Genomic DNA, 13,422 nt, shown 5'->3' with positions numbered 1-13,422 from the left:
CGGCTTCGAGGCCTACGGCAAGACGATCTTCGGCCGCGAAGACGAGGCCCGATTCGTCCTCCCCATCGTGTAACCCATCCCACCCACCCGCGACGAACACGGAGCAGGACATGACGACCACGCTCTTCGAGCCGCGGATCTCGGCGGATGACTTCAAGCACGCGTTCCGGCATCACCCGGCAGGTGTCGCCATCATCACGGCGGATGCCGGAGACGGTCCGGTCGCGATGACGGTGAGCTCGGTGGCCTCGGTCACGATCGATCCACCGACGCTCGTCTTCTCCGCCTCGGCGATGTCATCCAGCACACCCACGATCCGTCGCGCGGAAACCGTCGTGGTGCACCTCCTGGCGTCGGACCAGGTCGCCCTGGCGAAACTCGGCGCCCGCAGGGGAGTCGAGCGATTCGGCGACGACGTCGAATGGGGACGACTCCCCACCGGCGAGCCGTACTACCCGAACGCGAACTCGTGGCTGCGCGGGCGGGTCGTGCAGCGCGTCGACGTGCACGGCTCGACACTCATCGTCGTGGAGGCCATCCAGGCGAAGCCGCGCGCGGAAGGCTCAGCCGGCGAGCCCCAGCCGCTCGTCTATCACGACCGCAAGTGGTTCATCCTGAACGACAGCGCCGTCCTCCCCCAGAACGTCGTACCTTTCTACGCCGTCTATGGGCGGGGCGACGACTGACGGCATCCGCCCGCCGCGGCACATCGCATCCCCACCGAAACCTCCAGGAGGAGAACCATGTCCAACGACCGCATCACCCGCACCGCATCCCCCACCGTGCCGGGAATCTCCGACAGCACGCGCGTGAAGAGCGGCGACCTCGTGTTCATCTCGGGCCAGGTCGGCTTCGAGGAGGACGGCTCCGTTCCGGAGAGCTTCGAGCGGGCCATCGAGCTCACCTACGGTGAGCTGGAGCGTGCGCTGACGGCGGCGGGTGCGACGTACGAAGACGTGGTTCGCGTGAACGTCTACATCACCCAGCTCGACCAGGAGAAGCTCGTGACCTGGCGCCGCACGCGCGACCGGATCGTCCAGGCCCCCGAGCCGTCGGCCAGCACCGTCATCGGGGTGTACTCGCTCTACAACGGGGCGACCATCGAGATCGACGCGATCGCCGCCGTCTGACGACGCCGAACCTGCAGGCGTGACGCCGCGACCCACATGTCCGCGGCGTCACGCCACCGAGCGCGCCCGCGCGACGCCGTCATGGACGGCACCAAACGACGACAAAGGAGTGTCATGAGCATCACAGGTTCAACGAAGTTCCCGGTCACCGCCGACACGGATTACTCGATCTGGTCGCTCGAGTTCTGTCATGCGGACATGCCGCACGACTTCTTCGGCGGCTCGGGGATCTTCAGCAACGCGGGCATCGTCCGCATCCCCATGCTGTACACGCTCATCATCGGTGGGGAGGTCGGCGGCAAGCAGCATGTCGCGCTCGTGGACTGCGGTTTCCGCAACGATTACTGGCTCGACCGCTACGCCTTCTCCAACTGGGAGAGCCCGACGGAGGTGCTGGCGCAGGTAGGGATCACCCCCGAGGATGTCGACGTCATCCTGGTGTCGCACATGCACTTCGATCACATGGGCAACTTCGAAGCTTTCCCGAACGCCCAGCTGTACGTCCAGTACGAGGAATTCACGGGATGGTCCTCAGCCGTCGACATGGCGAACAACATGTCGACCGAGCAGCAGAAGGCGTGGATCTTCTCCTCCTTCGACCCGACCGACCTCGCCAAGGCCGCACAGGGCATCGCCGACGGACGCATCCGCTTCGTCCACGGTGACCAGGAACTCCTCCCCGGTGTGACCGCGCGCCTCGCACGGGACTCGCACACCTTCGGATCGCAGTGGTTCAAGATCCAGACCCGCAACGGACCGTTCGTCGCCGCCGGGGACACCGTGTACTGGTACTCGAACATCGAGGGGATGTGGGCGCCCGGCTACGTGCAGGGCAACACCTTCAACCTCATCAGCCTGTACCAGACGCTCCAGAAGGAGCTGCAGGGAGAGACCAGCCGGATCATCCCCGGTCACGATCCCGAGATCGCGCTGCGGCACAGTTCTTGGCTGTCCCCGAGCGGCAACTCGATCGCCGAACTGAATCTCCGCGAGAACGACGCCTCCCGTCGTCCGCACGGAGCACTCCCGCTCCTCCGCTGACCCGTCCGTGACTCCCCAGGAGGAAAAGATGACCGATACGACTCCGCTGTACCGAGACTTCACCAGCGTCGACGAGCTGAACCGCGCGTACGACATCGAAGCGACGGTCCCCGACTTCGGCGCGTACGCCAACGACTTCGTGGCCCGCAGCGCGGCGTACCGCGACGAGGCCCGATGCCTGCTGGACGTGCGCTACGGACCGACGCTGGACGAGACGTACGACGTCTTCCTTCCTCCGGAGGATTTCACCGGCCCTCGTCCTGCGCTGTTCTTCATCCACGGCGGCTACTGGAAGGCGACCACGAGCAAGGTCTGGAGCTACGTCGCACAGGGCCTTGCCGCACGAGGGTTCGTCGTCGCTGTGGAGAACTACGCGCTGTGCCCGCGGGTGACCATCGCGGAGATCGTCCGCCAGCACCGCGCCGCCTACGCGCACTTCTACACGCACGCCGGCGACTACGGCGTCGACGTCGAGCGCATCGTGCTGTCGGGTCACTCCGCGGGCGGACATGCGATCGGCACTCTGCTGCAGGCGGACTGGGCCGGCGACTACGGGCTTCCGTCGCTGCCGTGCGCCGGCGCGCTTCCCATCAGTAGCGTGTTCGACCTGCGCCCGCTCGTGCACACGTTCCTCAACGCCGACCTGCACCTGGATGAGGCATCCGCCGAGAGGCTCAGCGTGCTCGCCGCTCCCCCGGTGGTCCCGCCGATGGTCGTCGCCTACGGCAACGACGAAACGCCGGAGTTCGAGCGTCAGTCGATCGACTTCGCCGCCACCGTGACGGAGGCGGGGCATCCGGTCGAGGTCGTCGTGAAGGACAACAACCACTTCGACATCCTCGAGTCACTGGCCGACGGAACCGGTCACCTGGCCCAGATCGTCGAGCGGCTCGCCCGCGCCTGATCGATCCAGGCGCGGCGAGGCGCGGCGGCGTCACGGTCCAGCCGATGACCCGCCGCGCGGTGTGTGTGTGTCAGGGCGCGACGACCCGCAGCGTGCACTGCCTCGCTGGGGGGCTCTTCATGGCGGCGGGCGCCTCGGCGTACTTCGTGTCGATCACGCGGTCGATGGCGCGCTGCACCGGGTCATCCGCCGCCACCCGCTCCAGCGCGACGCGTTCGGTCGGCAGAGCGAGGGCCGCGTCGCGGTCCCGGGCGGCGATCATCCCGTCGCCGAGGACGAACTCGACCTCGCGCCCGGAAACCGCGCGCCGATACCACCAGGACGACCTGCCGTATTCCGACCGCACGTACGGAACACCGTCGACCACCATCGCCAAGATGGGGGTGGCGACTCGGGTGCCGTCGGCGCGACGGGTGATGACGGCGACCACGCGGGTCTTGTCGAGGACGCGGACGAGGTCGGCGAAGGTCATGCCCGAGGATATCCCCCCACGCGACCGGTACCCCCAGGCCGACGGGGTCAATCCCCCAGGAGATCCTCGAGAACGGACAAGACGCCGTATTCCGTGTTCGCGGGCGCGAGGAACTTGGCGCGGGCGATGACATCGGGATGCGCGTTGGCCATCGCATACGACCAGGCGGCAGCATCCAGGAGTTCGAGATCGTTGAGGTAGTCGCCGAACGCCACGGTCTGCTCGCGCGTGACCCCGAGGGTCTCCTGCAGACGCCGGAGCGCCGCGCCCTTGTCGACCCCGCGGTTCATGACGTCGACCCAGTGGCGCCCGGACACGACGACCTGGTGCGTGGCGGCGAGGTCCTCCAGTTCGGGGAAGAGGGAGTGCTCGGCCTCGGCGAAGGAGTACACCGCGATCTTCAGCACCTCGTCCTCCACCGCGGTGAGGTCGCCCACGAGTGCCAGCTCGGCGTAGTACCGCCGTGCCTCGGCCAGGAACGCCGGGTCGGGGCGCTCGATGTGGGCCGAGTGCTTGCCGCAGACGACCACTCCGATGTCGTGACGGGTGGCTGTGTCCCGCAGTCGCTCCACCACGTCGCGGACGAACGCCGGCTCCAGAGCGTCGCTGAAGATCTCTTCTTCGTGGCGGACCACGTAGCTCCCGTTCTCCGCGACGAAGGCCATGTCGTCGCCCGCGGGTCCGAATTCGCGACGGAGGGTGGCGTACTGGCGACCGCTGGCGGGGGCGAACACGATCCCGCGCTTCGTCAGCCGCTCGAGCATGTCCCCGAGCCCGGGCGGAACGTGTCCGTTCCCGTCGAGCAGGGTGCCATCCATGTCGACGGCGACCAGGCGGATGTCGCGGGGTCGCTCCTCGGTCGGCACCGCGGTGACGTCAGCCGAGGACATCGGGCATCGTCGGAGTTTCGCCGTGCACGTGTTCGGCAAGGAAGGCGAACAGCGTCTCGTACCAGACCACGGCGTGCTGGGGCTTGAGCACCCAGTGGTTCTCGTCGGGGAAGTACAGGAACCGGTGCGCGATGGAGCCGTCGTCCGCGGCGAAGTGCTCGTTGAGCTCCGACCACAGCCGGAGGCCCTCCCCGACCGGCACGCGGTAGTCGCGGTCGCCGTGGATCACGAGAAGGGGTGTGCGGATGTCGCGGACGAACCGGTGCGGAGAGTTCTCGACCATCGCTTCGGGCGTGAAGATCCGCTGCCAATACGCGGACGAGTCGGTGGTGCCGGCGAACTGGTCCAATGCCCACAGGCTCGCGTGCGTGACGATCGCCCGGAAGCGGTCGGTGTGCCCGGCGACCCAGTTCGCCATGTACCCGCCGAACGAGCCGCCCAGAGCGGCGGTCTTGGCCTCATCGATGTCGTCGCGCGCCACGACGGCGTCGGTGATCGACATGAGGTCTGTGTAGGGCTTGCCACCCCAGTCGTTCCAGCCGCGAGCGATGAAGTCGAGACCGTATCCGGTGGACAGGGCGGGGTCGGGGAGCAGCACCGCGTATCCGAGGGCGACGGCGAGCTGCGGGTTCCACCGCCAGCTCCACGCGTTCCAGCTGTTGAGCGGACCGCCGTGGATCCACAGCAGGAGCGGGGCGGGCGCCGCCGCTGATGCGCCGTCGGGCAGGAGCAGCCAGCCGCGGACGCGAGCACCGTCGTCAGCTGTCGCGTCGACCTCCGTGATCGTCGCGGGTACATCGGGCAGCGGAGCCGGCGAGGCCAGGGCGGTCACGGCTCCGTCGCGGGTCACGCGGACCGGATGGGGCGGCGCCATCCAGGATGACCGCAGCGCGATGAGGTCGCCGGTTCCCCGGTCGACCCCGACGTGCGTGTACGTGAAGTCGTCGCGCGTGACCTGTTCCGCCGTGCCACCATCGAGCGACACCCGGAAGATCGGCCCGCGCCCGTCCTGGTCGGCGGTGACGATGAGCGCGCGGTCATCCGCGTCGAAGGTCACCGAGCCCGGCCAGCGATCCCACCCCTCGGCGAGCCGGCGGGGGTTCGAACCGTCCAGCCCCGACACCCAGAGCTCCTGGTCGGCCGGGCCCTCGGGCGAGCCGAAGCCGGACCGCACATACGCCAGGGTGCGGCCGTCGTGGCTCACCGCGGGCGACTCGAAGTAGGTGCTGCGCTCGTCGAACAGTGTCGTGCGCTTCCCGGTAGCGGTGTCGATCGCGACGAGGATGTGGCGGGCGTCGCGCCCCTCGGGAACCTGCAGGGATGCGACCAGCGTCGCACCGTCCGGCGTGAGCGCGGCGCCGGCGATATCGGCGGTGCGCCCGGGCTTCGGGGTCAGGTCACGCGGACGCGGAAGTGTGCGCGGGTACGGCTTCGCCGCATCCTCTTCCTCCCCCTCGACCGCCTCCGACTCGTCTGCGACCGCCCCCACAGTGTCGGCGAGCGCGTCGAGGTCGAGGGCGAGGATGTGCGGTTCGGCGGGGCCGAGATCGTGGTCCCAGAACCGTACGGGGTAGCTCGAATGCAGGATCGCCGAGACCTTGCGTTTCTTCCGCTCGGCGCGGAGCCGCGCGTCGTGTTCGATCGTGTCGGCCGAGGGCAGCAGGTCGGCCGACAGGACGAGGCGTGGGGAGGCCTCGGCCACGGCCGCGATGGCGCCGACACCCCCGGCGAGCCGCGTGATCGGTCGCGCCTCGCCGCCACTTGCCGGAAGCAGCCACAGCTGGCCGGACTCCTCGTCCTCTTCCGCCTCGGAGTCGGGCCGCGCGCTGACGAAGAGCACCTCCCCGGCGGCCGTGAACGCGGCGCCGGACTCCCCCTTCGCGGAGCGGGTGAGGCGCCTCGGAGCGCCCGTGCCGTCGGAGGGCACCTCCCACAGCGAGCGCTCGTAGGCCGTCCGGTCTTTGGTGAGCGTCGCGACGGTGAGGACGACCCGTCGCCCGTCGGGCGACAGTGCCAGCGCCTCGATGCGGGGAAGGGAGATGTACTCGTCGAGGGAGCCGAAGGGTGTGGGGGGCATGCCTTTCACGCTAACCGCTCCCGCAGCACCGCACGTGGTCAGCGAGGCCGGGTGAACGCGCCGGACTGCACCGCGCGCGGCACCGGAGGCGCACTCCGGGCGTCCCACGCAGCCAGGGTCGCGGTCGGCGTCTGTTCCGCCGCTGTCGTCGCCACCCCGCCAGCGACTCTACGAACCGATGGCTGCGGATCCCCCATGGCGCCGCTGGTCGGTGGCCTCGTACTTCTGAGTCGCCAGGGGGCTATCCCCCTCCGCTGACCGACTCTGACGAGTGTCGTAAGTCTCCGTCTTCGGGCGGAAGACTCTCTTGATTCGCGTCCACGCCGAGATCTTGCCACTCATGGTGAGCTCCTCTCCGGTACCCCGGACTGTAGTCGCAATAGTGCCCAGGCGCGGACGCCTGGTCGGGCGCTCCAGCGTCCTTCGCGGCGCGGTCAGCGGAGGACCGAGCTGAGGAGCAGACTCGTCTCGCTGTTGACGACGCCATCCGTGGAGCGGATGCGGCCGAGCACCTGGTCGAAGCGGGCGAGGCTGTCGACCTGGAGTTCGGCCACGAGGTCCCATCCCCCGTTGGTGGTGTGCAGCGCCGTGATCTCCGGGAAGCCACGGAGCCGGCGGATGACGGCGTCCGTGGTGCGGCCCTCCACCTCGATGAGCGACATCGCGCGGATCTGGTCGACCGCCGCTTCGTCGCGCACCCGGACGCTGAAGCCCACGATCGCACCGGAGGAGACGAGGCGCGTGAGCCGGGCATTTGCAGTGGCGCGGGCGACGCCGAGACGCCGGGCGATCGTCGCGACCGGCATCCTCCCGTCCTCCCGGAGGAGCGAAATCATGCCGCGGTCGAGGTCATCCAATGCCGCCATGGACATAACGTACAACGGACCGCAGCACATCGATCAGAGGCGGGAGAAATGATGCGCTGGCAGTACATGGTGTGTACGAACTGGATTCTCCTAGCCTGAGACGAAGTGGGGAATAGGTTTCGAAAGGCTTTGGATGACTGAGTTCGTGGACGTCGCGCAGATGGTGCGGTGGATGACCGCCTCCGGCACGGAGCAGCTGATCGGCCGGATGTCCCGGTACGTCGAAGACGACTACCGTCGCTGGCAGAGTTTCGACAAGACGGCACGCGTGGCCAGCCACACGCCCTTCGGAGTCATCGAACTGATGCCGACGAGCGACTCGGAGACGTACGCCTTCAAGTACGTCAACGGCCACCCCTCCAACCCCGGGCGCGGCTTCCAGACCGTCACCGCTTTCGGTGTCCTGGCCGACGTCCACAACGGCTACCCGGTCTTCATGGCCGAGATGACGCTCCTCACCGCACTGCGCACGGCCGCCACTTCGGCGATGGCGGCACGCCATCTCGCTCGACGCGACTCTCGCGTCATGGCACTGATCGGGGCGGGCAGCCAGGCCGAATTCCAGGCCCTCGCCTTCCGCGCAGAGCTGGGGATCGAGGATCTGGCGGTGTGGGACACCGACCCCGCCGCGGTCGCCAAGCTCGAGCGCAACCTCGCGCCGCTCGGATTCCGTATCCGGCGCGCGAGGTCGGGTCGAGACGCCGTCGACGGTGCGGATGTCATCACCACGTGCACAGCGGACAAGACCCAGGCCACCGTCCTGCACGCGGAGTGGGTCGGTCCCGGTGTGCACATCAATGCGATCGGCGGCGACTGCCCCGGCAAGACCGAGCTCGATGCCGCGATCCTCCATCGCGCCGATGTCTTCGTGGAGTTCACGCCGCAGACGCGGATCGAGGGGGAGATCCAGCAGGTCGGCCCGGACTTCGCCGTCACCGAGCTCTGGGAGGTCGTCCAGGGCCGCGCGCCCGGGCGCACGTCGGCAACGCAAATCACCGTCTTCGACTCCGTGGGCTTCGCGATCGAGGACTTCTCCGCCCTGCGCTTCCTCCGCGACGAGGTGGGCGGATCTTCCTACACCTCCATCCTCGACCTGGTGGCCGAGCCCGACGATCCGAAAGACCTCTTTGGCATGGTGGCCGCACTGGCCCCGGTCGGCTGAGGCGTGCAGGCTCCCTCCGCGGTCATCCTGATCCGCCCGCACCGCTTCTCGCCCAACGCGCAGACCGCGCAGGACAATGCCTTCCAGTCGGCGCCGACCGACCCCCCGGACGTGGTCGCGCGGCGCGCGTTCGACGAGGTCGGGCTCCTCGCGCAGGCGCTGTCTGACGAGGGTGTCACCGTCCATCTCTTCGACGACGAGGGCGGCGATCACCCCGACAGCGTGTTCCCGAACAACTGGGTGTCCACGCACGCGGGCGGGCACGTCGCCGTCTACCCGATGTACGCACCGAGTCGACGGGGAGAGCGCCGCCCGGACGTGGTCGAGCTGCTCAAGACCCAGTACCGCGTGCAGGATGTCATCGATTACTCGGGCCTCGAACTCGATGACATCTTCCTCGAGGGCACCGGCGCGATGGTGCTCGATCACGACGCCCGGATCGCCTACGTGGCCCGCTCACGGCGCGCCGACCCCGTCGCGCTGGAGCGGTTCTGCACGCACTTCGGGTACGAGCCCATCGCCTTCGACGCGGCGGATGAGGCGGGCCTGCCGATCTACCACACCAACGTCCTGATGTGCATCGCCACCGAGTTCGCACTGGTGGGCCTTGACCGCATCCTCGACCCCGTCCGCCGTGCGCACGTCCATGAGCGACTGTCCAGTCGCCGCGAGGTCATCCCTCTCACCTCCGCTCAGCTCGCGGAGTTCGCCGGGAACGCCATGGAACTGCGCGGGCGCGGCGGACGGATCCTCGCGATGTCCGAGCGCGCGCGCGAGGCGCTGACGACCGAGCAGCGCCGCGTCATCGAGAAGAGCGCCCGCATTGTCGCCGTGCCGGTTCCCACGATCGAGCTGGCCGGGGGGTCGGTGCGCTGCATGATCGCGGGAGTGCACCTCGATCCGCGACCGTCACGCCCCCGCGACGGGCATCGCACGCGCGGTGAGGGCGACCCACAGCGCGCTGCGGTCATCCGGCGAATCCAGACTGACTCCCAGGATGTTCTCCACGGCGGACAGACGCTTGACGAGGGTCTGCCGATGCACTCCGAGTTCGGCGGAGGCCCGCATCACGTGACCGTTGTGCTGAAGGAATGACCTGAGCGCGGCACGCAGCCCGGGGTCGGCGTCTTCGTCCAGCCGCGCGAGCACGGTGTCGGCGATCGCCGCGCGCCTCTTTTCCGGGATGGCGTCGAGGACGACGCTGTGCAGCAGCATCTGCTCGTAGCGCTGCACCGGCACACGCGCGTGCTCGGCGTGGCGAAGCGCCGCCGCCGACTCCTGGGCAGCGGTCATCAGTTCGCTGATCGGGTGCGGACCGCTGACCCCCGCTTGCCCGCCCCGCCGGGCGAGGTCGTGGAGGATCTCCGCGACCACGGCTTCCAACTCGACCGGGGGCAGTTCTGCGATGAGAACGAAGCGGCCCTCCGCCGCAGCATCCACGACGAACGCGCTCGGCGCCGCACGGTCGAAGAGGATGTCGTTCACCCCCTCGGCCAGCACCGCGCCGACGGCGCCGGGAAGGCGGAGACCGGCGACGGCGATGGTGGCGTCCGGCGGGAAGCCGAGAGCCGTGAGCGCGTCGAGGCGATCGCGCGTCGACGCGCCCTCACGCAGGGCGAGAGCGCCCAGGCGATCGGACGCCATCTGCCGCTCCGGCGAGAATCCGAGGCGTCGCTCGGCGTCGATCGACAGGAGGGTGACGGCACCGGCCACGATCATCCGGTCGAGGGTGGTCGGGGTGTGCGAGGAGGTGACGACCAGAAGCTGCCTGGTCCGGCGGCGGGAACCGAGCGGGTGCACCGAGATCACCGTTCCCGCTTCATCCGTGATCTGCGCGACCGCCCCCTGCTGGCGGGCCCGCTCGATGTCGGGGCGCAGCGCAGACATCCTCTCCGCATCGACTCCCCCGGAGGCGTCCAGCACGACACCCGTCGCGCTGGTCACCGCCACCTGGCTCGCTGTGGCCGCCGCGAGGAGCCGCACCACCTCCGCCCGTCCGCGGGGATCGAGCGCCGCAGAGGTCAGCTGCCGTTGGATGTCGTAGGCGCGCTGGAGGACGGCATGCTGCTCGGAGGCGAGGCGGCTCGTCACGAACTCCGACACCGCCACGAACGGGACGTCGATCGGCACCTCCAGGATGGGCATCGACCGTCGAGCGCCGGCTTCGATGAGGGCCATCGGAACGGTGGCATAGGGAGCGTGCACGGTCCCGCCCGTCCCGAACCCGAGCCCGGCGACCCCGTGATCGGCGAGGCGGTCGATGTACTCGGTCATGGACGCCGCCGTGGACAGCTGCAGGCCGGTCGTGATGAGGAACTCGCCGCCGCGCAGCCAGGGCGTCGGATCCGCCACCTCGCTGACGTGGACCCAGCGGATCTCCCGATCGAGCTGATCGTCCGCCGCGACGCACTCGAGGGGCAGGTGGGATTCCTGGAGTAGCTGTCGCAGTGTTACCGCCACGTTTCCCCCACCCTTCTCCCGAAGCCAGGAGGCTGCGTGATCACCATTATGGTGATCTGCGGTAGTGACGATCATCAGGCTGTCGATGGTGTCGGGCATTTCGGCTCGAAAGACTGGCCTGACAGCCTCACTCCGCTCCACCCCACTTCTACGGAGAACACATGAGAAACCGCATCCTGCTCGCGGCGGCGACCATCGCGACGGCCGCCGTCGCGCTCACCGGGTGCGCCGTCGACGGCGCCGCCACGCCCGCCGAGGCCGGAGGGTCGCTGAAGATCGGCTGGCTCCTGCCCCAGACGGGCCCCATCTCGAGCCTCGGAGCCCCCCAGATCGCCGCCCTCGAGCTCGCCGCGGCAGACGTCGCCGCCGGTGGTGGCGCGGCCGGCATGGACATCGAGTACGTCGGAGGAGACGAGGCCGGCGACACCGCCGCCGCGGGTCAGGCGGTCGACCGCATCCTCGCCGATGGCGTGAGCGCGATCATCGGCGCCGGCAGCTCGTCCATCTCGCTCAGCGTCATCGACCGGATCACCGGCTCAGGAGTCGTGCAGTGCTCGGGCATGAACACGACCCCGGCGCTGACGGGCTACCCGGACAACGGACTGTACTTCCGCACCGTGCCCTCCGACATCCTGCAGGGCGGGGTGCTGGCCGAACGCATCGCACAGGACGGTGGATCCAACGTCGCCGTCATCGCGCGCAGCGACTCCTACGCCACGGGCCTCGCCGACTCGCTGGTGGAAGCCCTCGCCGACAACGGCCTGACGCTGGCGACGCGGGTGGATTACGACCCCTCGGCCACGAACCTCGACGCCGAGGTGCGCCAGGTGACGGCCAGCGACCCCGACTCGGTGGTCATCCTGAGCTTCGACGAGGGCGCCACCATCCTCCAGGGTCTGATCCAGGCCGGTTACGGCCCCGGCGCGGCCGGCGTGTACGGCACGGATGCCTTGCCCATCGCGTCTCTGGCCGCCACGGTCGATCCGTCCAACCCCGCAGCGCTCGAGGGGATGACGCTCACGCAGGCGTCCTCCGGCGAAGGCTCGGACTTCACCGCGCGCCTCCTCGAGGACAGCTCCGACCTGGCAACCACCGCGTTCACCCCGTACTTCTACGACTGCGCGATTCTCATCGCCCTGGCCGTCGAGCAGTCCGGAAGCGCGGAACCGCAGGACATCGCGGACGCGCTCGTCGATCTCACCAACGGCGACACCGAGTGCGGCAGCTTCGAGGAGTGCAAGGACCTCATCGCCGACGGTGAGTCCATCGCCTACGTCGGCGCGGCCGGTCCGCTGAACTTCGACTCCGAGGGCGAGCCCACCACCGGCTTGTACGACGTGCTGCAGATGCAGGCCGACGGCACCACCGTGACGCTCGACACGGTCCGCCGCACGATCGAGAAGTAGGTTCCCGCGTGAGCACCGCAGTCCAGGACGCCCCCACCCGCCCCGGGCAGAGCGCGCGGCGACGCCGCACGATGCTGTTCGCCGCGGTCGGGTTGGCACTGATTGCGGTGCTCATCGCGGTCGCTCCGGCCGGGCCGGTCGCCATTCTCCAGGCTGCCAGCGACGGGCTCCGGCTCGGGCTGACCCTCGCGCTCGTGGGGATCGGCCTGTCCCTCGTCTTCGCCACCACGGGGGTGTTCAACTTCGCCCATGGCGAGCTGGCCACCCTGGGCGCGTTGACCACCTGGGCGCTCAACGCCGCCGGAGTCCCGCTCGTCCTCGCGATCATGATCGCCATCCCCGCCGGCGTCGCCGCCGGATACGTCAGTGAGAAGACCGTCTGGCGTCCCCTCCGCCGTCGGCGGGTGTCGCTGACCGGCATGCTGGTGGTCGGGATCGGGCTGGGGCTCGCCCTGCGCAGCACCTACCTGTTCGTCATGGGCGGGGGCTCGCGCACCTATAGCGAATTCGCCGTGCAGGCACCGCTGTCCATCCTGGGCATCTCGATCGCGCCCAAGCAGATCATCGCCGTCCTCGCCGTGGGGCTCGTTCTCGCCGCCCTCGCGGTGTTCCTCCGCTTCGCGCCGCTGGGGCAGGCCATCCGCGCCGTCGCAGATGATCGCGACCTGGCCGCGGCCAGCGGAGTGGCGGTGGACCGCATCCTCGCCGCCGTCTGGATGATCGGCGGAGCCCTCGCCACGCTCGGCGGCGCGCTCATGGGGATGTTCGAGCAAGTGAGCTGGCAGATGGGCAACCAGGTGCTGCTGCTCGTCATCGCCGGGGTGACCCTCGGCGGCCTCGGCAGTGTCGCCGGCGCGGCCGTCGGCGGAATCATCGTCGGCGTCGTGACCCAGCTGAGCGTGCTCGTCCTGCCCGCAGAGCTCAAATACGTGACGGCTCTGGCTCTGCTCATTCTCATCCTCCTGATACGGCCGTCCGGCCTCTTCGGCCGTCGCGAACGGATCGGCTGACCCC

The 13,422-nt window shown here is 69.1% G+C and carries 12 protein-coding genes and 1 pseudogene; 8 read left to right on the top strand and 5 right to left on the bottom strand.

The features are described from left to right. Positions 1-110 precede the first annotated feature (110 nt). The 4 genes from AC4FS2_RS16760 (at position 111) to AC4FS2_RS16745 (ending at position 3,075) form a co-directional block, all read left to right on the top strand. Entirely contained in the window at positions 111-686 is a 576-nt protein-coding gene (locus AC4FS2_RS16760; protein ID WP_491154928.1) for a flavin reductase family protein, read from the top strand. 57 nt (positions 687-743) lie between these two features. Further along, complete coding sequence (locus AC4FS2_RS16755; protein ID WP_491154929.1) at positions 744-1,130, top strand: RidA family protein; 387 nt, start codon at positions 744-746, stop codon at positions 1,128-1,130. Positions 1,131-1,244: 114 nt separating this feature from the next. Continuing rightward, on the top strand, positions 1,245-2,171 hold the full coding sequence (locus AC4FS2_RS16750) for an N-acyl homoserine lactonase family protein (RefSeq protein WP_491154931.1): 927 nt from the start codon (positions 1,245-1,247) through the stop codon (positions 2,169-2,171). Positions 2,172-2,199: 28 nt separating this feature from the next. Next, positions 2,200-3,075 carry an alpha/beta hydrolase gene (locus AC4FS2_RS16745; protein ID WP_491154932.1) on the top strand — a complete coding sequence of 292 codons (876 nt, stop codon included), beginning with the start codon at positions 2,200-2,202 and terminating at the stop codon, positions 3,073-3,075. Positions 3,076-3,145: 70 nt separating this feature from the next. Here AC4FS2_RS16745 and AC4FS2_RS16740 read toward each other — a convergent pair whose 3' ends face one another. The 4 genes from AC4FS2_RS16740 to AC4FS2_RS16725 all read right to left on the bottom strand — a co-directional run bounded on the left by AC4FS2_RS16740 (position 3,146) and on the right by AC4FS2_RS16725 (position 7,380). Continuing rightward, positions 3,146-3,547 carry a DUF2255 family protein gene (locus AC4FS2_RS16740; protein ID WP_491154933.1) on the bottom strand — a complete coding sequence of 134 codons (402 nt, stop codon included), beginning with the start codon at positions 3,545-3,547 and terminating at the stop codon, positions 3,146-3,148. Between the two features lie 47 nt (positions 3,548-3,594). Then, the gene (locus AC4FS2_RS16735) at positions 3,595-4,437 is read right to left on the bottom strand and encodes a Cof-type HAD-IIB family hydrolase (protein WP_491154935.1); all 843 of its coding nucleotides are present in this window, start codon (positions 4,435-4,437) and stop codon (positions 3,595-3,597) included. Next, on the bottom strand, positions 4,424-6,514 hold the full coding sequence (locus AC4FS2_RS16730; RefSeq protein WP_491154936.1) for a S9 family peptidase: 2,091 nt from the start codon (positions 6,512-6,514) through the stop codon (positions 4,424-4,426). The genes AC4FS2_RS16735 and AC4FS2_RS16730 overlap by 14 nt, the downstream gene beginning before the upstream one ends. A 434-nt stretch (positions 6,515-6,948) precedes the next feature. Next, positions 6,949-7,380, bottom strand: coding sequence for an Lrp/AsnC family transcriptional regulator (locus AC4FS2_RS16725; RefSeq protein ID WP_491154937.1), 432 nt, complete (start codon positions 7,378-7,380; stop codon positions 6,949-6,951). Positions 7,381-7,513: 133 nt separating this feature from the next. Here AC4FS2_RS16725 and ocd point away from each other — a divergent pair, with 133 nt between their 5' ends. Continuing rightward, positions 7,514-8,542, top strand: a complete 1,029-nt coding sequence (ocd, locus tag AC4FS2_RS16720) for an ornithine cyclodeaminase (RefSeq protein ID WP_491154939.1) — start codon at positions 7,514-7,516, stop codon at positions 8,540-8,542. Between the two features lie 3 nt (positions 8,543-8,545). Beyond that, complete coding sequence (gene ctlX / locus AC4FS2_RS16715; protein WP_491154941.1) at positions 8,546-9,637, top strand: citrulline utilization hydrolase CtlX; 1,092 nt, start codon at positions 8,546-8,548, stop codon at positions 9,635-9,637. Here ctlX and AC4FS2_RS16710 read toward each other — a convergent pair. Continuing rightward, positions 9,539-11,077 (bottom strand): annotated as a pseudogene (locus tag AC4FS2_RS16710) (PucR family transcriptional regulator); the annotation flags it as partial. The gene ctlX and the pseudogene AC4FS2_RS16710 overlap by 99 nt on opposite strands. Positions 11,078-11,163: 86 nt before the next feature. Between AC4FS2_RS16710 and AC4FS2_RS16705 the strand changes: the two are divergent. Further along, positions 11,164-12,408, top strand: coding sequence for an ABC transporter substrate-binding protein (locus AC4FS2_RS16705; RefSeq protein ID WP_491154942.1), 1,245 nt, complete (start codon positions 11,164-11,166; stop codon positions 12,406-12,408). An 8-nt stretch (positions 12,409-12,416) separates the two neighbouring features. Beyond that, a complete protein-coding gene (locus tag AC4FS2_RS16700) occupies positions 12,417-13,418 on the top strand; it encodes a branched-chain amino acid ABC transporter permease (protein ID WP_491154944.1) in 1,002 nt (333 codons plus the stop codon). Positions 13,419-13,422: the final 4 nt, after the last annotated feature.

This window comes from Microbacterium sp. Z10_103 (assembly GCF_058310455.1).
This window is presented reverse-complemented; position numbering and strand designations above follow the sequence as displayed.

Bases quoted from the DNA above. Each gene is read 5' to 3' on its own strand.
- AC4FS2_RS16740 (WP_491154933.1), bottom strand. From the start codon at position 3,547: ATGACCTTCGCCGACCTCGTCCGCGTCCTCGACAAGACCCGCGTGGTC.
- AC4FS2_RS16745 (WP_491154932.1), top strand. From the start codon at position 2,200: ATGACCGATACGACTCCGCTGTACCGAGACTTCACCAGCGTCGACGAG.
- AC4FS2_RS16760 (WP_491154928.1), top strand. From the start codon at position 111: ATGACGACCACGCTCTTCGAGCCGCGGATCTCGGCGGATGACTTCAAG.
- AC4FS2_RS16730 (WP_491154936.1), bottom strand. From the start codon at position 6,514: ATGCCCCCCACACCCTTCGGCTCCCTCGACGAGTACATCTCCCTTCCC.
- AC4FS2_RS16725 (WP_491154937.1), bottom strand. From the start codon at position 7,380: ATGGCGGCATTGGATGACCTCGACCGCGGCATGATTTCGCTCCTCCGG.
- AC4FS2_RS16705 (WP_491154942.1), top strand. From the start codon at position 11,164: ATGAGAAACCGCATCCTGCTCGCGGCGGCGACCATCGCGACGGCCGCC.
- AC4FS2_RS16735 (WP_491154935.1), bottom strand. From the start codon at position 4,437: ATGTCCTCGGCTGACGTCACCGCGGTGCCGACCGAGGAGCGACCCCGC.
- AC4FS2_RS16755 (WP_491154929.1), top strand. From the start codon at position 744: ATGTCCAACGACCGCATCACCCGCACCGCATCCCCCACCGTGCCGGGA.
- ocd (WP_491154939.1), top strand. From the start codon at position 7,514: ATGACTGAGTTCGTGGACGTCGCGCAGATGGTGCGGTGGATGACCGCC.
- AC4FS2_RS16750 (WP_491154931.1), top strand. From the start codon at position 1,245: ATGAGCATCACAGGTTCAACGAAGTTCCCGGTCACCGCCGACACGGAT.